The organism is Streptomyces guryensis, assembly GCF_021261325.1.
GTDB lineage: Bacteria > Actinomycetota > Actinomycetes > Streptomycetales > Streptomycetaceae > Streptomyces > Streptomyces guryensis.
In genome coordinates this window covers 228,664-254,813 of sequence record NZ_JAJSBI010000011.1, presented here as the reverse complement: position 1 = coordinate 254,813, position 26,150 = coordinate 228,664, and the positions used below count along the sequence as shown (strand labels likewise).

Genomic DNA, 26,150 nt, shown 5'->3' with positions numbered 1-26,150 from the left:
CCCTGAAGGGGCGCTGTAGTACTCGGCAGTCAGAAGGAGCACGTCCATGCGCACGTCCATCGCCACCGTCTCCCTGAGTGGCTCCCTGACCGAGAAGCTCACCGCTGCCTCGCGGGCCGGGTTCGACGGGGTTGAGATCTTTGAGAACGACCTGCTGGCGAGTCCTCTCAGACCCGAGGAGATCCGGGCCCGCTGTGGCGGCCTCGGGCTCGGCATCGACCTCTACCAACCCATGCGGGACATCGAGGCCGTGCCCGAGGAGGAGTTCGCGCGTAACCTGCGTCGGGCCCGGCACAAGTTCGAGCTCATGCGGCGGCTTGGCGTCGACACGGTGCTCGTCTGTTCCAGTGTCTCCCCGTTGGCGGTCGACGATGATGCCCTTGCTGCCGAGCAGCTGAGTCGGCTCGCCGATCTGGCACAGGGCTTCGGAATCCGTGTCGCCTACGAGGCGCTTGCCTGGGGGCGGCACGTGAGTACGTACGACCATGCCTGGCATGTCGTCGAGACGGCCGACCATCCCGCGCTCGGCACCTGTCTCGACAGCTTTCACATTCTCTCGCGTGGCACCGATCCCAAGGGCATCGAGGACATCCCCGGCGAGAAGATCTTCTTCCTGCAGCTCGCCGACGCTCCGCTGCTCGCGATGGACGTGCTGCAGTGGAGCCGCCACTATCGCTGCTTCCCGGGACAGGGCGGCTTCGACGTCGCCGGGCTCGTGCGGCATGTGCTGCGCGCAGGGTATGCCGGGCCGCTCTCCCTGGAGGTGTTCAACGACGTCTTCCGGCAGGCGGAGGCCGGGCCGACGGCCGTGGACGCGCAGCGGTCGCTCCTGGTGCTCCAGGAGGCGGTGGGGCTGGCCGACCTGCCCGCCCCTGTCGTTCCCACGGGGGTCGCCTTCGCCGAGCTGGTCACTCCCGACGCCGAGCCGGTCAGCGAAGTACTGGGGGCCCTGGGTTTCACCCGGGCCGCGCGGCACCGCAGCAAGCCGGTCGATCTGTGGCAGGCGGGGGAGGCCCGGGTGCTCGTCAACACCGGGCCGGCCGCTCGCCGCGAGGGCACCGGACTTGCCGCGATCGGTCTGGAGTCCCCGGACCCGGCGGGCGCCGCGCGTCGGGCCGAGGCGCTGCTGGCGCCCGTACTGCCGCGCCGCCGGGCGAGCGAGGACGCCCCGCTGGACGCAGTGGCGGCCCCGGACGGCACGGAGTTGTTCTTCTGCGCGACCGGCCGACCCCAACAGCCCGACTGGCGCTGCGACTTCAAGGATGTCGAGCACGCAGGACCGGCGACCGGGGGCGTCCGGCGCATCGACCATCTCGCCCTCGTCCAGCCCTGGCACCACTTCGACGAAGCCACTCTCTTCCACCGCAGCGTGCTCGGCCTGTCCGCGCAGGAGAGCGTGGACGTCGCCGACCCGTACGGCCTGCTGCGCAGCCGTGCCGTCACGGACGCCGACGGCAGCGTCCGTATCGCCCTGACCGTCGGCGCGGCCCCCGCCGACGACACGGTCCACGCCCAGCACATCGCGCTGGCGACGGACGACGTGGTGGCCGCGGCGCGCCGCTACCGCGAGGCGGGCGGGCTGCTGCTGCCGATGCCCGCGAACTACTACGACGACCTGGCCGCCCGGTTCGAGTTCTCCGAGGGGGAGCTGGAGGCGTATCGCGAGCTCGGGATCCTCTACGACAGGGATCGGTACGGGGAGTTCCGGCACTGCTACACGAGGACCGTCGGCCGGGTCTTCTTCGAGCTCGTCCAGCGGGATGGCGGGTACCGGGGGTACGGCGCCCAGAACGCGCCCGTGCGACTGGCCGCGCAGCATGCCGCGCGGCGGCTCACTGGCGGCTGACGGTTCTGGTCACACCGGTGACGACCGTCGTGGCGAGGACCCAGCCGGTGATGATCAGGGCGTAGGCGAGGTACTGGTACCAGCCGTCCGGTGCGAACGCCTCCTCCTGGCCGAAGGAGATCACCGGGAGCAGCAGGTCGAGGGTGTAGAACACCGGATTGAAGTGCGGGGCCTCCGACGCCTTGAGCGCGTGGGGGTGGTGCAGGGCGTAGGCGGTCGAGCCGATGGCCAGGAGGGACAGCAGCCAGATCGCCGCGCGCAGGGGGCGGAAGCCGTAGCCGACGGTGGCGTCCTGGACGTAGCCCCAGAGGCGGCCGTACCAGGCGCGGGTCGAGCGCAGGCGGCGCTGCTTGGCGAGCTGGACCAGGCGGGCGGCGTGGTCGTCGCCGACTCGGCGGTAGGAGGTGGCCAACTGCTCGTAGGCGTGCGGGACATAGCCGTCGGCATCGCGTTCGAGCATGGGGAGGCGGCGCTCGGCGGGTTCGTGGGGTGTGAGAGTGGTGTACACGAGGCTGCTCAGATAGACCTCGTCGGGCACCACCTCCGGTTCCAGGAACAGGACATCCACCTGGGCGCGGCGCAGGTTGAGCCGTCCTACCAAGGGCGGACCCTTGCGCAGCCAGAGTTCGCCGATGGTGCAGCTGCTCGCCCGCAGGGCCGAGTCGTCCGGGTTCGACAAGCGGGAGTACGACAGGTCGAAGCGACCCGCGATGCGTGCGCCGCGCAGGCCGATACAGCCTGTTGCCTCAACGCGCCGCATCAGGAGGTCGCCTTCCACGACGAGGGTCTGGGCGTCCAGGACGGCGTTTCCGGGGTGGTGGAGCCGGGCGTCGTTGAGGTCGACCGATCCGGCGACGGCGGCGCCGTCCAGTCGTATCTCGCCGTGCGTGCGCAGCCCGGGGGCGCACAGGTCGTCCTCGATGGTCACATGGCTGAGCCGCAGGACCGGCCCGGTCTCCGGCACGGCGGCGAACTCGGCCCGTTCGAGGAACAGCACCCCGGAGATGTGCGACCCGCCCAGGTGCACGACTCCGGAGAACCGGCACCGGGTCAGCCGGACGCTGCCGTCCACGCGGGCTCGCGCGATCATCAGGCCGGGCAGCACGGAGTCGCGCAGGTTGAGGTAGGGGAGGTGGGCGCCGGAGAGGTCCGGGGCGTCGGCGAAGTGACAGTGGCTCAGATGGACGACGCTGTCGACCGTCGCGTGTCTCAGGTCCAGGGTGCCGGTGATCCGCGCGCCTTGGACCTTCAGCGCGGCCACTTCACCCGGCACTCGGGGGCCGTTGAGGAGCAGTGCCCGCAACACCGTTGCTCTTATGCTCCGTTCGGGCCCCCATTGCGCACCCTCCACCGTGTCCTCGTCGTCGCCCCCCTCCCGGAAGTCGACCGTCGCCCCCGTCGGAAACGCCCGCCACACCTGCTGCTCGGCCGGCGTCAGATCGTTGATCTCCACAGAGCGGGACTCTAATCCCAGAGCTCCGCGTGCCGCCGTTGGGTGTCGGTCGGTCCGTTCACGAAGAACCGCTCGTAGTACGGCCGTTCCACGTGATGGGTCTGCAGCCAGATGCGCGGGACGTGGATGGCGTCCGTGTGCGCCGGGAATATGCGGTGGGTGCGGATGACGTACTCGCAGACGTCGCGGAAGTGCGTCGCGATCGGGCGACGCGCCCTCGGGCACCCGATTCGGCGAAGGACGGCACCGCCCCGTACCCACTAAGTGATGGATACGGGGATCGGACCGTCCAGGCCGGACCGGAGGCCCTTGGACGTGAGGGACCCCGCCCCCGCATCCCCGGACCACGGACGAGATCCGTACCGGCAGGCCGCGGAGCGCACGCGGGCGACCAGCGTGCCCGACACCGTTCGGAGCACGCGGCTGAGCAACAGCAGTCCTGGAAACAGGACTCACTCCCGCTCAGTCCTCAAGGAACGGTGTTGAGCGAGTGCGGAGACGTTCTGTGGCCCAGGCCGGTCTCGATCCCGGAGGCACTACAGGGCGCCAATAAGCTTCCACAAGGCTCTACGGCCGATTGTTCCACTCGGCGATCACCGGGCGGTCGTGCTCCGTCGACAGGCGGCTGACGGTGCCCGTCGCCAGCTGGAAGAGACGGCCGTCCGCCGGAGGAAGACCCAGCCGGCGGGCCGTCAGGACCCGTAGGAAATGGGCGTGGGCCACGAGGACCACGTCGCCGTCGGGGAGCGCCCCGTCCACGCGGGACAGTACGCGGTCGGCGCGCTCCCCGGTCTGCTCGGGGGACTCGCCGGGGTGTCCGTCGGGGCCGGGCGGCACGCCGTCGGTCCACAGGTACCAGTCGGGGCGGGTGCGGTGGATCTCGGCGGTGGTGATGCCCTCGTAGCCGCCGTAGTCCCACTCGTGCAGGTCGGGCTCGACCACGGCCGCGGGGATGCCAGCGAGTTCGGCGGTGCGTATCGCGCGGCCGAGCGGGCTGGTCAGTGCGAGTGCGTAGGTCCGCTGCGAGAGGAGTGGAGCGAGCGACTTGGCCTGCTCCTCACCGTGCTGGGTGAGGGGCAGGTCGGTCCAGCTGGTGTGCTGTCCCGACACGCTCCACTCCGTCTCGCCGTGGCGGACCAGGAGAAGGTCCCCCACGACGCGCCTACTTCGACTCGACGGCGTGCCCGCCGAACTGGTTGCGCAGCGCCGAGATCATCTTCATCTGCGGCGAGTCGTCCTGTCGGGACGCGAACCGCGCGAAGAGCGAGGCGGTGATCGCCGGGAGGGGCACGGCGTTGTCGATGGCCGCCTCGACGGTCCAGCGGCCCTCGCCGGAGTCCTGCGCGAAGCCCTTCAGCTTGTCGAGGTGCTCGTCCTCGTCGAGGGCGTTGACCGCGAGATCGAGGAGCCAGGAACGGATGACCGTCCCCTCCTGCCAGGAGCGGAAGACCTCCCGGACACTGTCGACCGACTCGACCTTCTCCAGCAGCTCCCAGCCCTCGGCGTACGCCTGCATCATGGCGTACTCGATGCCGTTGTGGACCATCTTGGAGAAGTGCCCGGCGCCGACCTTGCCCGCGTGGACATAGCCGTACGGGCCGTCCGGCTTGAGCGCCTCGAAGATCGGGTGAAGTCGCTCGACGTGCTCCTTTTCGCCGCCCACCATCAGCGCGTAGCCGTTCTGCAGGCCCCACACACCGCCGGAGACACCCGCGTCGACGAAGCCGATGCCCTTGGCGCCCAGCTCCTCGGCGTGCTTCTCGTCGTCCGTCCAGCGGGAGTTGCCGCCGTCGACGACCGTGTCACCCGGGGAGAGGAGTCCGCCGAGCTCGTCGACCACGGACTGGGTGGGGGCGCCCGCCGGGACCATCACCCACACCACGCGCGGCGCTTCGAGCTTGTCGACCAGTTCGGCCAGGCTCGCCGCGTCGGAGAGGTCGGGGTTGCGGTCGTAGCCGATGACGGTGTGGCCGGCGCGGCGGATCCGCTCGCGCATGTTGCCGCCCATCTTGCCGAGCCCGATGAGTCCGATCTGCATGGTCAGTTCACTTCTTCCTGAGCGTTCTTGAGCTCGCGGTACGCGGCCACGAGGGCGGTGGTGGAGGGGTCGAGGCCGGGGACGTCCGCGCCTTGGGTGAGTGCGGGTTCGACGCGCTTGGCGAGGACCTTGCCGAGCTCGACGCCCCACTGGTCGAAGGAGTCGATGTTCCAGACTGCGCCCTGGACGAACACCTTGTGCTCGTAGAGGGCGATCAGCTGGCCGAGGACCGACGGCGTCAACTCGCGGGCCAGGATCGTCGTGGTGGGGTGGTTGCCCTGGAAGGTGCGGTGCGGCACCTGCTCCTCCGGGATCCCCTCCGCGCGCACCTCGTCGGCGGTCTTGCCGAAGGCGAGTGCCTGGCCCTGCGCGAACAGGTTGGCCATCAACAGGTCGTGCTGGGCCTTGAGTTCGTCGCCGAGCTCGGCCGCCGGACGCGCGAACCCGATCAGGTCCGCGGGGATCAGCCGGGTGCCCTGGTGGATCAGCTGGTAGTAGGCGTGCTGTCCGTTGGTGCCGGGCGTGCCCCACACCACCGGGCCGGTCTCCCAGCCCACCGCCTGGCCGTCGCGGTCCACCGACTTGCCGTTGGACTCCATGTCCAGCTGCTGCAGATACGCCGTGAACTTCGACAGGTAGTGGCTGTACGGCAGCACCGCATGGGACTCGGCGCCGAAGAAATTGCCGTACCAGATGCCCAACAGGCCGAGGATCAGCGGGGCGTTGGCCTCCGCGGGCGCGTTCTGGAAGTGCTCGTCGACGGTGTGGAAGCCGTCGAGCAGCTCCCGGAACCGGTCCGGGCCGATCGCGATCATCAGGGACAGGCCGATCGCCGAGTCGAAGGAGTAGCGACCGCCGACCCAGTCCCAGAACTCGAACATGTTGTCCGGGTCGATGCCGAACCCGGTGACCTTGCCGGCGTTCGTCGACAGCGCCACGAAGTGCCTGGCCACCGCCTTCTCCTCGCCGCCGAGCCCGGCAAGCAGCCAGGAACGGGCCGACGTGGCGTTGGTGATGGTCTCGATCGTGGTGAAGGTCTTCGACGCGACGATGAACAGCGTCTCCGCCGGGTCCAGGTCCCGCACAGCCTCGTGCAGGTCGGCGCCGTCGACGTTGGAGACGAAGCGGAACGTCAGCTCCCGTGCCGTGAAGGTGCGCAGCGCCTCGTACGCCATCGCAGGGCCCAGGTCGGAGCCGCCGATGCCGATGTTGACGACGTTCCGGATGCGCCTGCCGGTGTGGCCGGTCCAGGCGCCCGAGCGGACCCGCTCGGCGAAGTCGCTCATCTTGTCCAGGACGGCGTGGACCTGGGGCACCACGTTCTCGCCGTCGACCTCGACGACCGCGTCCCGCGGGGCGCGCAGCGCCGTGTGCAGCACGGCCCGGTCCTCGGTGACGTTGATCTTCTCGCCGCGGAACATGGCGTCGCGCAGCCCGAACACGTCGGTGGCGGCGGCCAGTTCCTGCAGGAGCGCGAGGGTCTCATCGTTGACGAGGTGCTTGGAGTAGTCGATACGCAGGTCGCCGACGCGCACGACGTACCGCTCGGCGCGGGCCGGATCCGCCGCGAACAGCTCACGCAGCCGCGGGCGTTGCAGCGAGTCGGCGCGGTGGTCCTCCAGGGCGGTCCACTCGGGGCGCCGGGTGAGCTTCGGTGAGTCAGACATGGGAGAGGTTCTCCTTGGTGGCCCGAGCGGGCCTCTGATGGATCTTGCCGGCGTCGCGGGGTCCGGCATGCGCATCTGCGGCGTTGCCGTCGGTCGCCGACGCTCCGCGTCGACTCCCTCCTCCGCCTTGCAGCCGCACGCACCGGACCCCGCTCGGGTGGGTCACGAGGCGCAGTCGCTCAGGGCCGGCCTCATCCATCAGACACCCCCTCGCCCCGCAGGGCGACGGCGTACATCTCGTCCGCGTCGAGGCGCCTGAGCTCCTCGGCGATGAGTTCGGAGGTGGTGCGGACCTTCAGCGCGAGGGTGCGCGAGGGCTGGCCCGGCAGGGTGAGCGTGGCCAGGGGGCCCTCGGGGCGGTCGATGACGACCTCGCCGTCCGCGGTCCCGAGACGGACGGCCGTGACGACCGGTCCCGCGGTGACCACACGGTCGATCTTCACGTTCAGCCGCGCCTCCAGCCAGCGCGCCAGCAGCTCGGCGGCCGGGTTGTCGGCCTCGGCCTCCACGGCCCCCGACACGATCCGGGTCCGGGCCTGGTCCAGGGCCGCCGCCAGCATCGAGCGCCACGGCGTCAGCCGGGTCCAGGCGAGGTCGGTGTCGCCGGGCGCGTAGGAGCGGGCCCGCTGCTGCAGCGTCTCGGTCGGGTTCTCGACGGCGTACAGGTCGGTGATCCTGCGCTGCGCGAGCGCGCCCAGCGGGTCCTTCGCGGGCACCTCGGGCGCGTTCACCGGCCACCACACGACGACCGGCGCGTCCGGCAGCAGGAGCGGCAGGACGACCGAGTCGGCGTGGTCGGACACCTCGCCGTAGGTGCGCAGCACGACCGTCTCGCCGGTGCCGGCGTCCGCGCCCACCCGGACCTCGGCGTCCAGCTTGGAGGCCATGCGGTCGCGCGGGGTGCGGGCGTGCCGCTTGATGACGACCAGGGTGCGCGAGGGGTGCTCGTGCGAGGCCTCCTCGGCCGCCTTGATCGCGTCGTAGGCGTTCTCCTCGTCCGTGACGATGACCATCGTCAGGACCATGCCCACGGCGGGTGTGCCGATGGCGCGGCGACCCTGCACCAGCGCCTTGTTGATCTTGCTTGCCGTGGTGTCGGTCAGGTCGATCTTCATGGCCTGCGCCAGCTCCGTCCGTCTCGTGCGAGCATCTCGTCGGCTTCCTCGGGTCCCCAGCTGCCCGAGGGGTACTGCGCGGGCTTGCCGTGCCGCGCCCAGTACTCCTCGATGGGGTCGAGGATCTTCCAGGACTCTTCCACTTCCTGGTGACGGGGGAACAGGTTGGCGTCGCCGAGCAGCACATCCAGGATGAGCCGCTCGTACGCCTCCGGGCTGGACTCCGTGAAGGACTCGCCGTACGCGAAGTCCATCGACACGTCCCGGATCTCCATCGAGGTGCCCGGCACCTTGGAGCCGAACCGGACCGTCATGCCCTCGTCGGGCTGGACGCGGATGACGATCGCGTTCTGCCCGAGCTCCTCCGTGGCGGTGGAGTCGAAGGGGGAGTGCGGCGCCCGCTTGAAGACCACCGCGATCTCGGTGACCCGGCGGCCCAGCCGCTTGCCGGTGCGCAGGTAGAAGGGGATGCCCGCCCAGCGGCGGTTGTCCACCTCCAGCTTGACGGCCGCGTAGGTGTCGGTCTTCGAGTTCGGGTCGATGCCGTCTTCCTGCAGGTAGCCGAGGACCTTCTCGCCACCCTGCCAGCCCTCCGCGTACTGCGCGAGAACGGTGTGCTCGCCCAGCTTCTCCGGCAGCCGCACCGACTTCAGCACCTTCAGCTTCTCGGTGAGCAGCGACTCGGCGTCGAAGGCGATGGGCTCCTCCATGGCGGTGAGCGCCATCAGCTGGAGCAGGTGGTTCTGGATGACGTCACGGGCGGCGCCGATGCCGTCGTAGTAGCCGGCGCGGCCGCCGATGCCGATGTCCTCCGCCATGGTGATCTGGATGTGGTCGACGTACGACCGGTTCCAGATGGGCTCGTACATCTGGTTGGCGAAGCGCAGCGCCAGGATGTTCTGGACGGTCTCCTTGCCCAGGTAGTGGTCGATGCGGAACACCTGGTCCGGCTCGAACACGTCGTGCACGATCGAGTTGAGCTCGCGGGCGCTGGCCAGGTCGCGTCCGAACGGCTTCTCGATGACCGCGCGCCGCCAGGAGCCCTCACGCCCGTTCGCCAGACCGTGCTTCTTGAGCTGCTGGACGACCTTGGGGAAGAACTTCGGCGGTACGGAGAGGTAGAAGGCGAAGTTGCCTCCGGTGCCGCGGGAGGCGTCCAGCTCGTCGACGGCCGACTTCAGCTGCTTGAACGCGGTGTCGTCGTCGAAGTCGCCCGGGATGAACCGCATGCCCTCGGCGAGCTGCTGCCAGACCTCCTCACGGAACTCGGTGCGCGCGTGCTCGCGGACCGCGTCGTGCACGACCTGCGCGAAGTCCTGGTCCTCCCAGTCCCGGCGGGCGAACCCGACCAGGGAGAAGCCCGGCGGCAGCAGGCCGCGGTTGGCGAGGTCGTACACGGCGGGCATCAGCTTCTTGCGGGACAGGTCGCCGGTGACGCCGAAGATGACGAGACCGGACGGGCCCGCGATACGGGGGAGCCGGCGGTCGCGCTCGTCGCGCAGGGGGTTGGTCCAGTCGAGGGCCGGCCCGACCGTGGTGTGCTCGGTCATTCCGTCTCAACTCCCTTGCTGTCGAGGGACTTCGTGACGGCGCCCAGCAGGTCCTGCCAGGCCGTCTCGAACTTGGCGACGCCCTCGTCCTCGAGCTGCTGCACGACCTGGTCGTAGGAGATCCCGAGGGCTTCTACGGCGGCCAGGTCGGCGCGGGCCTGCGCGTAGCCGCCGGTCACCGTGTCGCCGGTGATGTCGCCGTGGTCGGCGGTGGCGTTGAGCGTGGCCTCCGGCATGGTGTTGACGGTGCCGGGCGCGACGAGTTCGTCCACGTACAGGGTGTCCTTGTACGCGGGGTCCTTCACGCCGGTCGAGGCCCACAGGGGGCGCTGCTTGTTGGCCCTGGCACCGGCGAGGGCGGTCCAGCGCCCACCACCGAAGGTCTCTTCGTACGCCTCGTAGGCGAGGCGCGCGTTGGCGAGCGCCGCCTTGCCCTTGAGGACGGACGCCTCGGGGGAGCTGAGGCCGTCCAGCCGCTTGTCGATCTCGGAGTCGACGCGGGAGACGAAGAAGGAGGCCACGGAGTGGATGGCGGCGAGGTCGAGGCCCTTCGCCCGCGCCTTCTCCAGACCGGCGAGGTAGGCGTCCATGACCTCGCGGTAGCGCTCCAGGGAGAAGATCAGCGTGACGTTGACGCTGATGCCCAGGCCGATGACCTCGGTGATGGCCGGCAGGCCCGCTTGGGTGGCCGGGATCTTGATCATCACGTTCGGGCGGTCGACCAGCCAGGCGAGCTGCTTGGCCTCGGCGATCGTCGCCTTCGTGTCGTGGGCCAGGCGCGGGTCGACCTCGATGGAGACCCGGCCGTCCCGGCCGCCGGTCGCGTCGTACACGGGCCGCAGGATGTCGGCGGCGGCACGGACGTCGGCGGTGGTCATCATCCGTACGGCCTCTTCGACCGTGACACCGCGGACGGCGAGGTCGGCGAGCTGCTCCTCGTAGCCCTCGCCGGAGCCGATGGCGGCCCGGAAGATGGACGGGTTGGTGGTCACGCCCACCACGTTGCTGTTCTCGACGAGTTCGGCGAGGTTGCCGGACTCGATCCGCTTGCGCGAGAGGTCGTCCAGCCAGATGGAGACGCCCTCGTCGGACAGGCGTTTGAGTGCTCCCGCGGTCGCGGTTGCTTCGGTCACTTTGATCATCTTCTTTCTGGCGATCGGATCAACCGCGGGCGGCGGCCAGGGATTCCCGGGCCTTGGCGGCGACGTTCTCGGGGGTGAAGCCGAACTCGGCGAACAGGGTCCTGGCGTCGGCGGAGGCGCCGAAGTGCTCCAGGGAGACGATGCGTCCTGCGTCACCCGTGAAGCGGTACCACGTCAGACCGATCCCGGCCTCGACGGCGACCCGCGCTCGCACGGACGGGGGAAGGACGCGCTCGCGGTACTCCCGCGGCTGCTCCTCGAACCACTCCACGGACGGCATCGACACGACCCGGGTGCCGATCCCCTCGGCCTCCAGCTGCTCGCGTGCGGCGACGGCGAGCTGGACCTCGGAGCCGGTGGCGATCAGGACGACGTCCGGGGTCCGGGTCGAGGACTCCTTCAGGACGTAACCGCCCTTCGCCGCATCGGGGTTGGGGGCGTACGTCGGCACTCCCTGGCGGGTGAGCGCGAGTCCGTGCGGGGCCGGGTTGGTGGCGTGCCGCTTGAGGATCTCGCCCCAGGCGATCGCGGTCTCGCCGGCGTCGGCCGGGCGGACGACGTTCAGGCCGGGGATCGCACGCAGGGAGGCCAGGTGCTCCACCGGCTGGTGCGTGGGCCCGTCCTCACCCAGCCCGATGGAGTCGTGGGTCCAGACGTACGTCACCGGAAGCTGCATGAGCGCCGACATCCGCACCGCGTTGCGCATGTAGTCGGAGAACACCAGGAAGGTGCCGCCGTAGATGCGGGTGTTGCCGTGCAGGGCGATGCCGTTCATCTCCGCGGCCATCGAGAACTCGCGGATGCCGAAGTGGACGGTACGGCCGTAGGGGTCGGCCTCCGGGAGCGGATTGCCCTTCGGAAGGAAGGACGAGGTCTTGTCGATGGTGGTGTTGTTCGAGCCGGCCAGGTCGGCGGAGCCGCCCCACAGCTCGGGCATGATCGCACCGAGCGCCTGCAGCACCTTGCCGGAGGCGGCGCGGGTGGCCACGGACTTGCCCTCCTCGAAGACCGGCAGGGCGTCCTCCCAGCCCTCGGGCAGCTGGCCCGCGACGATCCGGTCGAACAGCTCGGCGCGCTCCGGGTGGGCGCCGCGCCACTTGTCGATCTGCTTGTCCCAGGCCGCGTGCGCCTCGGCGCCGCGGTCCAGGGCCTCGCGGGCGTGGGCGAGGACGTCGGCGTCGACCTGGAAGGACTGCTCGGGGTCGAAGCCGAGGATGCGCTTGGTGGCCGCGACCTCGTCGTCGCCGAGCGCCGAGCCGTGCGCGGCCTCCGTGTTCTGCGCGTTCGGGGCGGGCCACGCGATGATCGTGCGCATCGCGATGATGGACGGCCGCTCGGTCTCGGCCTGCGCGGCCTTCAGGGCCGCGTACAGAGCCGGTACGTCGATGTCGCCGCCGAGCGAGGGCTCGACGCGCTGCACGTGCCAGCCGTAGGCCTCGTACCGCTTGAGGACGTCCTCGGAGAACGCGGTCGCGGTGTCGCCCTCGATGGAGATGTGGTTGTCGTCGTAGAGGAAGACCAGGTTGCCGAGCCTCTGGTGACCCGCGAGCGAGGACGCCTCGGCCGAGACGCCCTCCTGCAGGTCGCCGTCGGAGACGATCGCCCAGATGGTGTGGTCGAAGGGGGAGGTGCCGTCGGGGGCCTCCGGGTCGAACAGACCGCGCTCGTAACGGGCGGCCATCGCCATGCCCACGGCGTTGGCGACGCCCTGGCCGAGCGGACCGGTGGTGGTCTCCACACCGGCGGTGTGCCCGTACTCGGGGTGACCGGGCGTCTTGGACCCATGGGTCCGGAACGCCTTCAGATCATCGAGCTCGACCTCGTATCCGGCCAGGAACAGCTGCGTGTAGAGAGTCAGCGAGGTGTGGCCGGGCGACAGAACGAAACGATCCCGGCCGGTCCACTCGGGGTCGGCGGGATCGTGACGCATCACCTTCTGAAAGATCGTGTACGCGGCCGGGGCCAGGCTCATCGCCGTGCCCGGGTGGCCGTTGCCGACCTTCTGCACGGCATCGGCCGCGAGCAGACGCGCGGTGTCGACGGCACGCCGGTCGAGTTCGGTCCATTCGAAGCTGTCCGGAGTCTGCGTACTCATCTTCAAGAAGTCCTCGATCGAAGCGGCTGCACTGCTCTGATGCGTTCAAACTTAAAAGTCTGACTTTTAGGAGGGAAGGTCGCCGTGTGTCAGCCTGTGGTGAAAGTGGGACACCGACGGCACGACCGAGGCGGCGCGAGTAGGACATGGCGGGCAGAACCATCCAAGGTGGAGACGGTGACGGCGAAGTGGACGGCATCCGAACGTTCCCTTTCCCGGTCGAACTGAGTCTGGGCGGTGTCGGCGTACGGGTCGGCCCGATGGGAGCCGACCGCACCTGGCACGCCGAGGGGTCGGCCCCACTGGAGCGTGTACACCGGATCGACTTCCACGTCGTGATGTTCTTCGACGACGGCCCCGTACGCCACATGGTCGACTTCGCGGAGTACGAGGCCTCGCCCGGCGACGTGCTGTGGATCCGCCCCGGCCAGGTCCACCGCTTCTCGAAAGCGAGCGAGTACCGCGGAACCGTCCTGGCCATGCAGCCCGGATTCCTGCCCCGCGCCACGGTGGAGGCGACCGGCCTCTACCGCTACGACCTGCCGCCCCTGCTCCACCCCGACCAGCAGCAGCTCACGGCCCTGAAGTCCGCCATCGCACAGCTTCAACGCGAGTACGAGGACACCACCACCCTGCCGCTCAGCCTGCACACGGCGGTGCTGCGGCACGCCCTCACGGCCTTCCTGCTGCGGCTGGCGCACCTGGCGGCCAGCTCGGCGGAGGCGGCCCGCCGTCAGTCGGACACCACGTTCACCCTGTTCCGGGACGCCGTGGAGAAGGACTTCGCCACCAATCACAGCGTCAGCGCCTACGCCGACGCCCTCGGTTACTCCCGCCGCACCCTCGTGCGTGCGGTCCGGGCCGCCACCGGTGAGACGCCCAAGGGCTTCATCGACAAGCGGGTGATCCTGGAGGCGAAGCGGCTGCTGGCCCATACGGACATGCCGATCGGCCGGGTGGGGGTGGCTGTCGGGTTCCCCGACGCCGCGAACTTCTCGAAGTTCTTCCAGCAGCACACGGATGTGACGCCGGCGGGGTTCCGTGCGGAGCTTCGGTGAACTACGGCTCCGCCGCGCGGGGCTGTGTGCCGTCGACGGTCTGCGGAAACGCTGTGCCTGGTCGCGCCCGCGCGGCCCAGCCGCATATCAATACAGCCCCGCGCCCCTTCAGAGGCGCGGGGAACTGGGCAAGCCGGGTCAGTGGCCGAAGTCGAACCAGTTCACGTTCACGAAGTCGGCCGGTTGGCCGCTGGTGAAGGTCAGATAGACGTCGTGGGTACCGGTCACCGAGGTGATGTTGGCCGGGACCGTCTTCCAGGACTGCCAGCCGCCCGTGTTGGCGAGGGCGAAGCTGCCGATGGGTGTGGCGGTACGGCTGTCCAGGCGTACCTCGACCAGGCCGCTCACCCCGGACGCGGCGCCGCTCGCCACACGTGCGTAGAACTGGGTGGCCGCCGTGGAGCCGAAGTCGACCCCCTTGTAGAGGGCCCAGTCGCCGTTGGCCAGGGAGCCGAGGTCCTGGCCGCCACCGGTGTCGGAGGTGCTCTCCGTGGCGGTGCCGGACTGGCTGTCGTAGGACTCGGCCTGGACGGCGCTGTAGGCGTCATGGTTGCCGGAGGGCGGGGGCGTGGTGGTGCTCCCGCTGCTCGACAGGACCTGGACGTAGTCGACCAGCATCGGGTGGCCGGACTCCGTGGCGGCGGTCGGGCCGCCGCCGAACGCGGCCGGGAAGGCGCCGCCCATCGCCACGTTCAGGATGACGAAGAAGCCGTGGTTGGTGGCGTTGGCCCAGGTCGTGGCGTCCATCTGGTTGGCCGTGACGGTCTGGTAGTTGACGCCGTCGACGTAGAAGCGGATCGCCTCGGGGGTCACCGAGCGGTCCCACTCCATGGTGTAGGTGTGGAAGGACGACTGGCAGGTCGTGTTGGGGCATGCCGTCGAGTTGCCGAGGCCCGTCGTCTCGTTGCACGGGCCGCCGGGGTCCGTACCGCAGTGCATGGTCGCCCAGACCTTGTTGATGCCCTGGACGTTCTCCATGATGTCCAGCTCGCCGACGCTCGGCCAGTTCTGGTAGTTGCCGCGGTAGGGGGCGCCCAGCATCCAGAACGCCGGCCAGTAGCCGGCGCCGGCGTCACCGGTGACGTTGGGCATCTGGATGCGCGCCTCGACGCGCAGCTTGCCGCCGGCCGGAGGCTGGAAGTCGGTGCGGTTGGTCTCGATACGGCCCGACGTCCAGTTGCCGGCGGAGTCGCGCAGCGGGGTGATACGCAGGTTGCCGTTGCCGTCGAGTGAGACGTTGTTCGTGCTGTTCGTCATCGTCTCGATCTCGCCGGTGCCCCAGTTGGCGGCACCGCCCGGGTACGAAGTCCCGGTGTCGTACTGCCAGTTGGAGGTGTTGGCGCCGGTTCCGGCCGAGCCGTTGAAGTCGTCGAGGAAGAGCTGGGTCCAGCCCGAGGGGGGTGCGGGTGCCGAGGCGTCGGCGGACTGGGTGGCGGCCGTGGCGAGCACGGCCGCCAGGCCGAGCGTGCTGAGTACGGCGAGGAGCGCGCGTCGTCGTCTGGGTATGCCGGAGGTTGCACTCACGGGGGTGCCTCCCGGGTACGGAGTGAATGAGGGGCTGCGGGTACCATTGAGAGCGCTCTCAAAGTGGGCCCAATGTGCTCTCCGTCATCAGAACCGTCAAGAGTTAAAGCAAGAAAAGTCCCTGCGGGGCAGAGAAGTTCACCCCCTGAACGGTGCAAAGGTGCTAAACCGCGCTCCCCGCCTTCCATTGCGACCACGAGAGGTTCCAGCCGTTCAGACCGTTGGCCGGATCGACGGTCTTCTCACCCGAGTTCCTGACGACGACGACGTCGCCGAGCATCGAGGAGTCGTAGAACTCGTAGCCCGCCACGGAGCTGTCGTTCGCCCCCTTCGCATCGTGCAGGCCGACGCAGCCATGGCTGGTGTTCTGGTGGCCGAACACCGAGGTGGACGCCCAGTAGTTGCCGTGCACGAAGGTGCCGGACGTGGTCAGGCGCTGGGCGTGCGGCACGTCGGAGATGTCGTACTCGTCGCCGAGCCCGACCGTCGAGGACTCCATACGGGTCTGCTTGAACCGCTCGCTGATCACCATGATTCCGGACCAGGTGGTGTGCTGGGCGTTGCCGCCGCTGACCGGATAGGTGGCGATCGTCGCGCCGTCCCGCCTGACCGTCATCTCCTTGGTGGAGAGGTCGACCGTGCTGATCTGCGCGCGGCCGATGTGGAAGGTGACGTCCTTGTGCTGCACACCGTAGACGCCGTCGGAGCCCTCGACGTCCTTCAGCCGCAGGCTCAGGGTGACCTTCGTGCCGGACGCCCAGTAGGTCTCCGGGCGGAAGTCGAGCCGGGTGTCGCCGAACCAGTGGCCGACCACCTCTACGGCGGGCTCGGCGGTGACGGTGATGGCCTTCTGGACTGCGGCCCGGTCCTTCACCGCGTGCGTGAAGTTGATCGACACGGGCATGCCCACGCCGGAGGTGGAGCCCGCCTCGGGCGTGAAGTAGCCGACGAAGGTCTCGCCGGGCGACCTGGTGGTGAAGGTCGCGGTCTGTGCCGCGGCACCCGCCGGGGTGGCCGTCACCGTGTACTTCGTTCCCGAGTACGGGTTCTTCGCCGACGTCCACCTGGTCCTCGCGTCGTTGAGAGAACCGGCCATTTCGGAGCCGTCGTTGCCGGTGACCTTCACCGACGCGAGAGTGCCGTCGGCCACGGTGACCACGACGGGGCTGGTGAACCCGGCCTTCCTGGTGCCGTCGGCGGGTGTGACCGAGACCGTGGGCCTCTTCGCCGCTGGCTGCGCGGACCCGGCGGCCCTCGCCGTCCCGTCCGCGGCGCCCGCCGAGCCGCTGCATCCGGTCAGTACGGCGGCGGCCGGTGCGACCCCGAGGGCGGCGAGCAGCCCGCGCCGGGACCACGGCCCCGGCCACTGCTCGGACCGGTTCGATATGTGCGAGGCGCCCACGGCAGGCCTTTCTGGGATGTCCACCTTTTCCGGGTGCATCCTGCGCCGCGTAGATTTGTTGATCCTTTGAATTCTCGGGTTGGTTCCTGAGATTCCTGTGAGGAGTCACCCTGAGAACGCCCGAAACCACGGTTGTCCTGGCCGCAGGGATTGTGAACAGAGTATGAGCGGCCCGACCGGGGCCTGGGAAACGGGTTGAACAGGGAACGACCGATCACCGCCGGAGGTATGACGTGACCGAAGTCCGCGAGCCGCACACCGTGGCCGTCGTCGGAGCAGGCGCGGCGGGCACGCTGACCGCCGTCCAGCTCTGCGAGACGGCGACGCGCCGCCGGACACCGCTCGGCCTCGTCCTCCTCGACCCGGCCCCGGAGGCGGGCCGCGGCACCGCGTACGCCACACGCGACCCGCGTCACCGCCTCAACGTGCCCGCGGGCGGCATGAGTTGCTACCCCGACGACCCCGGCCACTTCACCCGCTGGCTGTGCCACCACGGCGAACCGTCCGTCACCGCGGCCGACTTCGCCACCCGCTACCGTTTCGGCGCCTACCTCGCCGACACCCTCGCGCAGGCCATCGTCAGGGCTCAGGGCACGGTCACGGTACGACGGCTGCGCACCCGCGCCGAGAGCTGTACCGGCACCCCCGAAGGCCGGGTGGAACTCCACCTCGCCGACGGGGGACACCTCACCGCCGACAGCGCGGTCCTGGCCACCGGCCCCGCCGCCCCGTCCGCGGCCTGGGCCCCGCCCGCCCTGCGCGCCTCGGCCCGCTTCGTCGCCGAGCCCTGGGCCACAGGCGTGCTGGACGGCCCGCTCTCCGACACCGCCGACGTCCTCCTCGTCGGCACCGGCCTGACCGCCGTCGACCTCGCCCTCACCCTCGACCGCCCCGGCCGCACGGTCCACGCCCTCTCCCGCAGCGGCCTGCTGCCGCAGCCGCACGCGCTCACCCCCGCCGGACCGATGGGCCCGCCCGAGGACCTCGACGACACCTCGCTGGGCCGCCTCCGCAGGGCCGTCTACCGTCACATCAGCCGCTCCGTGCGCACCCATGGCGACTGGCGCCCCGCCCTGGACAGCCTGCGCCCGCACACCGCCCGCCTCTGGCACAGCCTCACCCCGGAGGACCGGGCCGAGTTCCTGGCGCGCGAGGGCGCCCTGTGGAACACCCACCGCCATCGCATGGCCCCCGCCACCGCCGAGTCCGTCTCCCGGGCCCGTACGGCCCGACGGCTCACCGTCCACGCCGGCGCGGTGACGGACGCGGTCGAGCACGAGGGCCCACTCGCGGTCACCCTCTCCAACGGCCGTACCCTGCACGTCGGTTGGGTGATCGACTGCACCGGACCGGGCCGACGGTTCGACGACCCCCTGTGGCGCTCCCTGTTCGCCTCCGGGGCCGCGGTACCGGGCCCGCTCGGCATGGGCGTGGCCACCCGTGACGGGCGGCTGCTGGACGCCGAAGGCCGCGCCGCCCGCCCGCTGTTCACGCTGGGCGCCCCGCGCCGCGGCGAACTGTGGGAGACGACCGCGATCCCCGAGATCCGCGTCCAGGCGGCAGACCTGGCAGGTCAGCTGCTCGCCCCACTGACGGGGAAGGCGGCCAGGCCCCGCCTGTCCCGCCGTCCCGTCGACGGCCACGGGCTCGCCCTCTCCACCCACGCCGAGGCGGCCGCCGCCTACCGCAGCGGCCTCAACCGGGTCCTCAAGGTCCGCGCCGGCGCCGAGGACGCCTTCGGCCGAGCCGTGGCCCTCGACCCCGGGTTCGCTCTCGGCCATGCGGCTCTCGCCCTGCTCGGCCACGAGTGCGGCGCCGCCGTCGACGTACCACGCTCTCTCGCCGACGCGCAGCGCTCGGCACGCGAACAGGCCGACGAGCGGGAGCGTTCGTTCGTGGACGTCGTCACGCGCCGGGTGCACGGCGACGACGGCGACACGGCCCTCGTGCGCCACCTCGACGCGTACCCCGCCGACGCGCTCGCGCTCGCCGCCGCCGTGCCCACCATCGCCTTCTCCGGCGTCACCGACCTCGACGACGATCACGCGCTGCGGCTGGTCGAGCGGACGTCTCCCGCCTACGACGGCCACTGGTTCCACACCTCGCTGCTCGCCTTCCTCCGGCAGGAGCAGGGCCGGCTGCACGAGGCCGGTGAGCTCGCCCACCGGGCCCTCGCCCTGGAACCCGCCTCGGGGCACGCCGTGCACGCGCTCGCGCACGTCCACTACGAGTCCGGCGTGCACGAGGCGGGACGCGACTGGCTGGACGGCTGGGTGTCCGGTCAGGGCCGGGGCGCTGTCCACCGGGCCCACTTCTCCTGGCACATCGCCCTGCACGAACTCGCCCTCGACGACCCGGCGGCGGTGCGCAGGCGCTGGTTCGCGCAGCTCGCGCCGGGCCGGGTGGTGACCGGGGTGCGGGCGCTGGTCGACTCGGGGTCGTTGCTGTGGCGTGCCCGGCTGAGTGACAGCTGGCGGGGTGAGCTGCCCGCGGGGGACGTCCTGGACACGGTGGCCCTGGACGTCCTGGAACGTCCGGCCACCGCCTTCACCGCGCTGCATGCGGCCGTGGCTCTCGCCGCTGCGGGGGATCTGGCGGCGTTGCATCGGCTGCGGGACCATGCCGTCGGCGCCGATGCCGTGCAGCGAGAAGTCATCGCACCGTTGTGCGACGCGCTTGCCGCACTCGTCGAGGAGCGCTTCCACGAGGCGGCGCGCGGGCTCGACGCGCTGCTGCCGGGGTTGCGGCGGGTCGGCGGCAGTGCCGCCCAGCGGGAGGTGGTCGAGGAGACGCTGCTGTACGCCCTCGTCGCGGCGGGTCGGTGTGACGCTGCGCGCCGGCTGCTGGATGCCCGACTGGGGCGGAAGGAGGCGCCGCGGGATCGGCGGATGCGCGAGGGTCTGCCCGCGTAGGCGCATCTGCCGCAATGGGTCGTCTCTCGTCCGCGGCTGCGTCGTGGCTGGTCGCGCGGTTCCCCGCGCCCCTGAAGGGGCGCGGGAAGCCTCAGCTGTGCGTCAACTCCCGTTGGGGAGCGGGCTCTTCGCGCAAACCGAACCGGCTGTGCAGCCGCAGCAGCGGGCTCGGTGACCACCATGCATGGCGGCCCAGCAGTGTCATCGTCGCCGGGACCAGCAGCATGCGTACGATCGTCGCGTCGATCAGGACCGCGAGGGTGAGGCCCAGGCCGATCTGGAGGATGGGGGAGAAGCCGCCTGTCATGAAGGCGCCGAAGACGACGGCGAGGAGCAGGGCGGCGCAGGTGACCACGCGGCCGGAGCTGCGCAGACCGCTCACCACGGCCTCCTGGCCGTCTCCGGTCAGGCCCCGCGCCTCCCGCATCCGGGCCAGGATGAACAACTCGTAGTCCATGGCCAGTCCGAAGGCGATGGCGACGATCAGGGGCGGGGCGGTCAGGCTCAGCGCGCCGAGGCCCTCGGCGCCCAGCGCCCCGGCCAGGTGGCCGTCCTGGAAGACCCACACGACCGCACCGAGCGCAGCGCCCAGGCTGAGCAGCGTGGTCAGGATCGTGCGCAGCGGGATCAGCACCGAGCCCGTGAACGCGAACAGCAGGGCGAAGATGCCGGCCAGGACGGTCAGGGCGGCCCAGGGCGCCCGGTCGGAGAGCATCGCGCGGAAGTCGACCAGGCGGGCTGCGGGCCCGGTGACCTGGACCGGCTCGGTGCCGCGCAGCTCCCGTACCTGCTCGACCAGGTCGGTGGCCTGTGTTCCGTCGACCCTGCCGGACGGCTGCAGTTGTACGACCGTTGCGCCGCCGGGCAGGCCGCGGGAGTGCGCGGTCGGCGAGAGGGCGCGGATCCGGCCCGCGGTCGCGGAGTCCGTCCCCGGCTTCAGGACGACGGTGACCGGCGAGACCCCCGTACCCGCCGGGAAGTGCGCGTCCACCGTGTCGTACAACTGCCGTGCCTCGGTGCTCGCGGGCAACTGGGTCGCGTCGCCGATCTCGATCTTCATACCGGTGACCGGCAGCGCCAGGACGAGCAGGGCCGGGACGGCCGTGGCCAGGACGGCGACGCGGCGGCGGGCCGCGAAGCGGGCCACGCGGGCGAAGAAGCGGCCCTCCTCGCCCTCCGGCCGGGTCTTCGCCGGGGAGATCTTCCCGCCGAACCTGGCCAGCAGCGCCGGCAGCAGCGTCAGCGCGGCCAGCATGTCGATGACGACCACGGCGGCCACGGCCAGGCCCATGCTGCGAAGGAACACGCTGGGGAAGACCAGCAGACCGGTCAGGCTGACGGCCACCGTCAGCCCGGAGAACAACACCGTCCGGCCGGCCGCGGCGACCGTCCGGTGCACCGCCTGAACGACGTCCTCCGTCTGCCGGCGCTCCTCGCGGAAGCGGACCAGCATCAACAGGGCGTAGTCCACGGCGAGTCCGAGCCCCAGCATGGTGGTCACCTGGATCGCGTACACCGAGATGTCGGTGACCTGGCTGAACCCGAACAGCGCCAGGAAGGCGCCCGCGATCCCGCTCACCGCGATCACCAGCGGCAGCCCGGCCGCGCGCAGCCCGCCGAACACGACGAGCAGCAGGGCGAGTACGACGGGCAGTGAGATCAACTCGGCGTTCTTCACATCCTGTTGGGCCCGCTCGCCCAGCTGCTCGCCCAGCAACGGGCCGCCACTGACGTGGACCTCGGGCGCGTCGATCTGCTTGATGCGGTCGGTCGCCGCGTCCACCGCCTTCTTCTCGGCGGAGTCGCCGAGACCGCCCTTGAAGGTGACGGGGACGATCAGGGCGCGCCCGTCGGCGGCGGTCAGACCGCGGGTCCGGTACGGGTCCGGGACCGCGGCGACACCGGCGAGGCCGCGTACGTCGGCCACGGCCCGCTCGACCTGCTCGCGCAGTCCGGGGTCGGAGACGGCGACACCCGCGACGACGGCGGTGATCGACTCGCCCGTCGGGTCGACGCGGTCCAGGTACTGGGCGGCCCGCTCCGACTCGGTGCCCGGCACCTCGGGCACGTTGTCGGAGAGCCGCCCGAAGACGCCCGTCCCCAGCCCGAAGCCGAGCAGCAGGAAGAGCACCCACAGAAGGATGACGGTCAGCGGGCGGCGGGTCGCCGCCCGGGCAAGTGTGGAGAGCATGGTCCCTCCCGGCGGGTAGTCGGTTCTCATCGCCCCCAGGCTCGTGGTGACGGAGGGTGCGGCGGATCGCCGGAGGGAGTGGTTTCGGGGCCTCGGTCGTACGGGGGAGGCAACCGTTCGGCTCACTCCCGAGAGGGAGACGGCGGGAATCCTCAGCATCTGCACCGGAGTTGAGGGAGCACAAAAACCGCGATCTCGCAGGAGCCCGTATGTCCGAGGAACCCGCCGTCCGTGAACTCCGTCTCGTCGTCACGGCACCCGACTACGACGAGGCCCTGAGCTTCTACCGTGACGTCCTCGGCCTGCCCGAGCTGGCCGCCTTCTCGTCTCCCGACGGAAGAGTCACCATCCTCGAAGCGGGCCGCGCCACACTGGAGTTGACCGACCCGAACCACGCCGCCTTCATCGACGACGTCGAGGTGGGCCACCGCGTGGCCGGGCACATCCGGGTCGCCTTCCAGGTCGACGACTCCGACGTCGTCACGGCACGACTGGCCGCGGCGGGGGCCGAGGTTCTCGCCGGGCCGACGCGCACCCCGTGGAACTCGCTGAATTCCCGGCTACAGGCTCCGGGAGCCCTTCAACTGACCCTCTTCGAGGAACTGGACGGCTAGGAGGCGCCCGGTGCCACCAGTCCCGACTCGTAGGCGCAGATCACCGCCTGCACCCGGTCCCTGAGCCCGAGCTTGCTCAGTACGTTGCTGACATGGGTCTTGACGGTGTGCTCGCTCACGAAGAAGGTCGTGGCGATCTCGGCGTTGGACAGGCCGCGGGCCAGCAGCCGCAACGTCTCCACCTCACGGGCGGTCAGTGCGTCCAGCCGCTGCGGAGTGACCTCGGCGGCGGCCACCTCGCGGCGCCGCCGCACGATGTCCGAGACCAGCCGCCGCGTCACCGTCGGCGCGAGAAGCGAGTCGCCCGCCGCGACCACCCGTACGGCGTGCACCAGGTCGTCGCGGCGCACGTCCTTGAGGAGGAAGCCGCTGGCGCCCGCGTACAGCGCCTCGTACACGTACTCGTCCAGGTCGAACGTGGTCAGCATGACGACCTTGCAGCAGGACTGCGCACACACCCGCCGGGCCGCCTCCAGGCCGTCCATGACCGGCATCCGGATGTCCAGGAGCAGCACGTCCGGCGTGTGGCGCTGGACGGCCGCGACCGCCTGCGCGCCGTCGCCGGCCTCGGCGACCACCTCGATGTCCTGCTGCGCCTCCAGGATCATGCTGAAACCGCTGCGGACCAGTTCCTGGTCGTCGGCGACGACCACCCGGATGCTCACCCGAGGGCCGCCTGACGGTCGGCGGCGGCAGGCAGGCGTACGACGACCCGGAAGCCGCCGTCCGGTCCGGGCCCGGCCTCGGCGCTGCCCCCGCACGCGGCGGCCCGCTCCCGGATGCCGATCAGCCCGTGCCCGCCGCCGGGTGCCGCAGGGCCCCGTCCGTCGTCGGTCACCGTGAGGGTCAACAGGTCCTCCGTCCAGTCGAGTTCGACGGTCGAACAGGCAGCGTACGCATGCTTCACGGTGTTGGTCAGGGCCTCCTGCACCACGCGGTAGGCGGCGACCTCCACGTCCGCGGGCAGCAGGCGCGGGTCGCCCGTGGTGTGCAACTCGACCCGCAGGCCCGCCGATTCGCCGACCTGCCGCAGCAGCTGCGGGAGTGCCGCCACGCCCGGCTGCGGTGAAGTGCCGTTTTGTTGCTCCTCCTTGAGCACCCCGAGGATGCGCCGCAGCTGCGCCATCGCGTCCCGGCCGGTCGCCGCGATCGCGTCGAAGGAGGCCTCCGCACGCTCCGGATCACTGCGCACCACGACGGGCCCCGCCTCCGCCTGCACCACCATCAGACTCACCGCGTGGGCGAGGATGTCGTGCATGTCCCGGGCGATGAGGGCGCGTTCCTGGGCGATGGCCCTCGCGGTGTCCGCGGCGCGCTCCCGCTCCAGTCCGCGGGCCCGGTCCTCCAGCTCCGTGGTGTAGGCACGCTGGAGGCGGGCCAGCCACCCGAGCGCGTAGGCGCAGGCGATGCAGAGCAGATGGAAGGCGTACTCGAAGGGCCGGGCGTGCTCCTTGTGCTGCATGGTGACGGTGGCTCCGATCACCCAGCCCACCAGCATCAAGCGCCGCTGCCAGGCCCGGGCCCGGGCGGCCATGGTGTAGAGGACGACCAGCCCGCCGTACATCACGTCGGGCGGGGGCGCGTGGTAGACGGCCATGGCGGGCGTGGCCGCCGACACGGCCCACGCGGTCGCGAACGGCGCCCGCCTGCGCCACACCAGCGGCACCGCCGTCGCGGCACCGAGCAGCCAGCCCTGCCAGCTGAGCCGGTCGTTCCCCTGGTCGGGGAAGAGCCACTGCAGCGATACGGCGAACAGCACGAGCGCGGCGAGGGCGGCGTCGACGACGTACGGATTCGCCGTACGCAGGCGCGCGGCGGTCTGTGAGAACCAGGACTGCGGGGACATGGGCGGCTCCTCGGGGCAAGGGCCGTTCCAGTATCGCGAGGGGCCCTGGGCGGGGCCTCGCCGGTGAGAGGGATATCCGCCGGGGCGTTGGCCGTCTCGTCCGGCCTGCTTTGTCAGCGGAGCGCCTCCGCGGTCTTCACGAGGTGATCCCCGCCGAGACCGGCCAGGACACCCGCCGCGCCTACTGCGACGCAGGGACGGCCACGCAGTGGACCTCGTACGCGGGCGACCATCTCCTCGGCGCCCCGCAGGCGATCGGCGACTCGGTCAACTGGCTCACCGACCGTTTCGCGGGCAAGCCGATGCCCGGCAACCGCTGACTGCTGAGCGATCTCTACGGCTCCTTCGCGGGCCGCCACCCCAGCGCCCGCGAAATGCCGCGCGCCGCAAGCCGCACCGCGGGCACCAGCACCGGTACCTGCGCATCGGCTTGCGGCACCACCACCGACACGGCGGCGACCACCGCCCCGCCCGGCCCGCGCACCGGGGCGGCCACCGACAGTGCGTCGTCGGTGACCTGCCTGCTGCTCACCGCGACTCCCGTGCGCCGCACCTCGGCCAGCACCCGGCGCAACCGCACCGGCTCGGTGATGGTGTACGGCGTGAACGAGGCGAGCGGCCCCGCGCAGTACTTCTCCTGCGCCTCCGAACCGCAGTGCGCGAGCAGCGCCAGCCCGACCCCGGTGGCGTGCAGCGGCCAGCGCGCCCCGACCCGTATGTGCACGCCGACGGCGCTGCGACCGGAGATCCACTCGATGTAGACGACCTCCCCGCCGTCCCGCACCGCCAGCTGCACGTTCTCGTGCGTCGCCTCGTACAGGTCCTCCAGGTACGGCAGCGCGATCTGCCGCAGCGCGAGGCCGCGCGGGGCGAGGGCCGCGACCTCCCACAGCCTGAGCCCCACGTGGTAGATGCCGGAGTCGTCCCGTTCCAGGGCGCCCCAGTCGGTGAGGGCGCCCACCAGGCGGTGCGCGGTGGTGAGGGTCAGCCCGGCCCGTCGGCTGATGTCCGTCAGGGACAGCGCCGGGTGCTCGTGGTCGAACGCGGCGAGCACGGCCAGCAGCCGGTCGGGCGCGGAGCGGGCGTTCAACTGCCGGGCGTCTTCGACCACATCAGTCTCCGGCGCGGCCCAGTCCGTCCTCCGCGATCCGCAGCAGCAGCGCGTGCAGCGTCTCGCGTTCGGCCGGCTCCAGCGGCTTGAAGAGCTCGTTCGTCGCGCGCAGGCCCGCCTCGTCGGTGCCGCGCAGGAAGGCGCGGCCGTCCTCGGTGAGGACGACGATGCGGCTGCGGCGGTCGTCGGGGGAGGGGCGGCGCTCAGCGAAGCCCAGCTTCTCCAGGTCGTCGACCAGGCCGACGATCGCGCTCGGGTCGTAGCCGAGGCGGGTGCTGAGTTCGCGCTGCAGGGCGCCGTCGGAGGTGGCGAGGAAGCGCAGGACCGCGTAGTGCCGCAGGCGCAGCCCCGACTCCTGCAGGAAGGCGTTGAACAGCTGTCCGGAGCGCAGGCCCAGGCGGTACAGCAGGTAGCCCGTGTCCGCGTGCAGCCCACGCATCCATGGCTCGTCCGCGTCGATCGAGGCTGCGTTCGTGGCGTGCTGGCGGGTGATGGCGGGCTCCCTGGTCTCGGCCCCACGGGGGCGCGGCTCTCGGTGCAGATTCCAGCATGTCGCACCCGCAGGTGTTCAACAACTATTGACGTC

Annotated in this window: 20 protein-coding genes and 1 pseudogene; 6 read left to right on the top strand and 15 right to left on the bottom strand. The window is 70.9% G+C overall.

The window, feature by feature from the left end:
* The first annotated feature begins 46 nt into the window (after positions 1-46).
* A complete protein-coding gene (locus tag LJ657_RS23365; protein WP_232650682.1) occupies positions 47-1,846 on the top strand; it encodes a bifunctional sugar phosphate isomerase/epimerase/4-hydroxyphenylpyruvate dioxygenase family protein in 1,800 nt (599 codons plus the stop codon).
* Here LJ657_RS23365 and LJ657_RS23360 read toward each other — a convergent pair.
* Complete coding sequence (locus tag LJ657_RS23360; protein WP_232650681.1) at positions 1,833-3,299, bottom strand: membrane-associated oxidoreductase; 1,467 nt, start codon at positions 3,297-3,299, stop codon at positions 1,833-1,835. The two genes, LJ657_RS23365 and LJ657_RS23360, sit on opposite strands and share 14 nt — an antisense overlap.
* Positions 3,300-3,494: 195 nt before the next feature.
* Between LJ657_RS23360 and LJ657_RS23355 the strand changes: the two are divergent.
* Positions 3,495-3,766: pseudogene (locus tag LJ657_RS23355) on the top strand (hypothetical protein); the annotation flags it as partial.
* Between the two features lie 100 nt (positions 3,767-3,866).
* Here the strand turns inward: LJ657_RS23355 and LJ657_RS23350 are convergent.
* From LJ657_RS23350 to tkt, 7 genes are all read right to left on the bottom strand, one after another.
* Positions 3,867-4,454: a histidine phosphatase family protein gene (locus tag LJ657_RS23350; RefSeq protein ID WP_232650680.1), complete on the bottom strand. Its 588-nt coding sequence runs from the start codon at positions 4,452-4,454 to the stop codon at positions 3,867-3,869.
* 7 nt (positions 4,455-4,461) lie between these two features.
* Entirely contained in the window at positions 4,462-5,337 is an 876-nt protein-coding gene (gnd, locus tag LJ657_RS23345; protein ID WP_232650679.1) for a phosphogluconate dehydrogenase (NAD(+)-dependent, decarboxylating), read from the bottom strand.
* A gap of 2 nt (positions 5,338-5,339) precedes the next feature.
* Positions 5,340-7,004 (bottom strand): glucose-6-phosphate isomerase, encoded by a 1,665-nt coding sequence (gene pgi, locus LJ657_RS23340; RefSeq protein ID WP_232650678.1) that lies wholly within the window; start codon positions 7,002-7,004, stop codon positions 5,340-5,342.
* 191 nt (positions 7,005-7,195) lie between these two features.
* Positions 7,196-8,119, bottom strand: a complete 924-nt coding sequence (opcA, locus tag LJ657_RS23335; RefSeq protein WP_232650677.1) for a glucose-6-phosphate dehydrogenase assembly protein OpcA — start codon at positions 8,117-8,119, stop codon at positions 7,196-7,198.
* Positions 8,116-9,669, bottom strand: coding sequence for a glucose-6-phosphate dehydrogenase (gene zwf, locus LJ657_RS23330; RefSeq protein WP_232650676.1), 1,554 nt, complete (start codon positions 9,667-9,669; stop codon positions 8,116-8,118). Before zwf ends, opcA begins: the two co-directional genes overlap by 4 nt.
* The gene (tal, locus tag LJ657_RS23325; RefSeq protein ID WP_232650675.1) at positions 9,666-10,811 is read right to left on the bottom strand and encodes a transaldolase; all 1,146 of its coding nucleotides are present in this window, start codon (positions 10,809-10,811) and stop codon (positions 9,666-9,668) included. The genes zwf and tal overlap by 4 nt, the downstream gene beginning before the upstream one ends.
* Positions 10,812-10,830: 19 nt before the next feature.
* Entirely contained in the window at positions 10,831-12,906 is a 2,076-nt protein-coding gene (gene tkt, locus LJ657_RS23320; protein ID WP_232650674.1) for a transketolase, read from the bottom strand.
* A gap of 146 nt (positions 12,907-13,052) precedes the next feature.
* On the opposite strand from tkt, the gene LJ657_RS23315 reads away from it, so the two are divergent.
* Positions 13,053-13,964, top strand: coding sequence for a helix-turn-helix transcriptional regulator (locus LJ657_RS23315; RefSeq protein ID WP_232650673.1), 912 nt, complete (start codon positions 13,053-13,055; stop codon positions 13,962-13,964).
* A gap of 138 nt (positions 13,965-14,102) precedes the next feature.
* Here the strand turns inward: LJ657_RS23315 and LJ657_RS23310 are convergent, their stop codons facing one another.
* Together LJ657_RS23310 and LJ657_RS23305 are read right to left on the bottom strand one after the other, a co-directional pair.
* Positions 14,103-15,488 carry a glycoside hydrolase family 16 protein gene (locus tag LJ657_RS23310; protein ID WP_232650672.1) on the bottom strand — a complete coding sequence of 462 codons (1,386 nt, stop codon included), beginning with the start codon at positions 15,486-15,488 and terminating at the stop codon, positions 14,103-14,105.
* A gap of 163 nt (positions 15,489-15,651) precedes the next feature.
* Positions 15,652-16,890: a L,D-transpeptidase gene (locus LJ657_RS23305; protein WP_232650740.1), complete on the bottom strand. Its 1,239-nt coding sequence runs from the start codon at positions 16,888-16,890 to the stop codon at positions 15,652-15,654.
* Between the two features lie 233 nt (positions 16,891-17,123).
* Here LJ657_RS23305 and LJ657_RS23300 point away from each other — a divergent pair, with 233 nt between their 5' ends.
* A complete protein-coding gene (locus LJ657_RS23300; protein WP_232650671.1) occupies positions 17,124-19,802 on the top strand; it encodes an FAD/NAD(P)-binding protein in 2,679 nt (892 codons plus the stop codon).
* Between the two features lie 91 nt (positions 19,803-19,893).
* Here the strand turns inward: LJ657_RS23300 and LJ657_RS23295 are convergent, their stop codons facing one another.
* Positions 19,894-21,993, bottom strand: a complete 2,100-nt coding sequence (locus LJ657_RS23295) for an MMPL family transporter (protein WP_232650670.1) — start codon at positions 21,991-21,993, stop codon at positions 19,894-19,896.
* Between the two features lie 209 nt (positions 21,994-22,202).
* Here LJ657_RS23295 and LJ657_RS23290 point away from each other — a divergent pair, with 209 nt between their 5' ends.
* Positions 22,203-22,607 (top strand): VOC family protein, encoded by a 405-nt coding sequence (locus LJ657_RS23290; RefSeq protein ID WP_232650669.1) that lies wholly within the window; start codon positions 22,203-22,205, stop codon positions 22,605-22,607.
* Here the strand turns inward: LJ657_RS23290 and LJ657_RS23285 are convergent.
* Positions 22,604-23,272, bottom strand: coding sequence for a response regulator (locus tag LJ657_RS23285; protein ID WP_232650668.1), 669 nt, complete (start codon positions 23,270-23,272; stop codon positions 22,604-22,606). The genes LJ657_RS23290 and LJ657_RS23285 overlap by 4 nt on opposite strands.
* The gene (locus tag LJ657_RS23280) at positions 23,269-24,453 is read right to left on the bottom strand and encodes a sensor histidine kinase (RefSeq protein ID WP_232650667.1); all 1,185 of its coding nucleotides are present in this window, start codon (positions 24,451-24,453) and stop codon (positions 23,269-23,271) included. Before LJ657_RS23280 ends, LJ657_RS23285 begins: the two co-directional genes overlap by 4 nt.
* Before the next feature lie 143 nt (positions 24,454-24,596).
* On the opposite strand from LJ657_RS23280, the gene LJ657_RS23275 reads away from it, so the two are divergent.
* Positions 24,597-24,773 carry a lipase family protein gene (locus tag LJ657_RS23275; RefSeq protein ID WP_232650666.1) on the top strand — a complete coding sequence of 59 codons (177 nt, stop codon included), beginning with the start codon at positions 24,597-24,599 and terminating at the stop codon, positions 24,771-24,773.
* Between the two features lie 14 nt (positions 24,774-24,787).
* On the opposite strand, the gene LJ657_RS23270 is transcribed toward LJ657_RS23275, so the two are convergent.
* The gene (locus LJ657_RS23270) at positions 24,788-25,543 is read right to left on the bottom strand and encodes an IclR family transcriptional regulator (protein WP_232650739.1); all 756 of its coding nucleotides are present in this window, start codon (positions 25,541-25,543) and stop codon (positions 24,788-24,790) included.
* A gap of 22 nt (positions 25,544-25,565) precedes the next feature.
* Entirely contained in the window at positions 25,566-26,003 is a 438-nt protein-coding gene (locus LJ657_RS23265) for a MarR family winged helix-turn-helix transcriptional regulator (RefSeq protein WP_232650665.1), read from the bottom strand.
* Positions 26,004-26,150 lie beyond the last annotated feature (147 nt).

Excerpts from the sequence above, each read along its gene's own strand:
- LJ657_RS23365 (WP_232650682.1), top strand. The coding sequence starts at position 47 with ATGCGCACGTCCATCGCCACCGTCTCCCTGAGTGGCTCCCTGACCGAG.
- LJ657_RS23290 (WP_232650669.1), top strand. The coding sequence starts at position 22,203 with ATGTCCGAGGAACCCGCCGTCCGTGAACTCCGTCTCGTCGTCACGGCA.
- LJ657_RS23280 (WP_232650667.1), bottom strand. The coding sequence starts at position 24,453 with ATGTCCCCGCAGTCCTGGTTCTCACAGACCGCCGCGCGCCTGCGTACG.
- tal (WP_232650675.1), bottom strand. The coding sequence starts at position 10,811 with ATGATCAAAGTGACCGAAGCAACCGCGACCGCGGGAGCACTCAAACGC.
- LJ657_RS23265 (WP_232650665.1), bottom strand. The coding sequence starts at position 26,003 with ATGCGTGGGCTGCACGCGGACACGGGCTACCTGCTGTACCGCCTGGGC.
- LJ657_RS23295 (WP_232650670.1), bottom strand. The coding sequence starts at position 21,993 with ATGCTCTCCACACTTGCCCGGGCGGCGACCCGCCGCCCGCTGACCGTC.
- LJ657_RS23315 (WP_232650673.1), top strand. The coding sequence starts at position 13,053 with ATGGCGGGCAGAACCATCCAAGGTGGAGACGGTGACGGCGAAGTGGAC.
- tkt (WP_232650674.1), bottom strand. The coding sequence starts at position 12,906 with ATGAGTACGCAGACTCCGGACAGCTTCGAATGGACCGAACTCGACCGG.
- zwf (WP_232650676.1), bottom strand. The coding sequence starts at position 9,669 with ATGACCGAGCACACCACGGTCGGGCCGGCCCTCGACTGGACCAACCCC.
- opcA (WP_232650677.1), bottom strand. The coding sequence starts at position 8,119 with ATGAAGATCGACCTGACCGACACCACGGCAAGCAAGATCAACAAGGCG.
- pgi (WP_232650678.1), bottom strand. The coding sequence starts at position 7,004 with ATGTCTGACTCACCGAAGCTCACCCGGCGCCCCGAGTGGACCGCCCTG.
- gnd (WP_232650679.1), bottom strand. The coding sequence starts at position 5,337 with ATGCAGATCGGACTCATCGGGCTCGGCAAGATGGGCGGCAACATGCGC.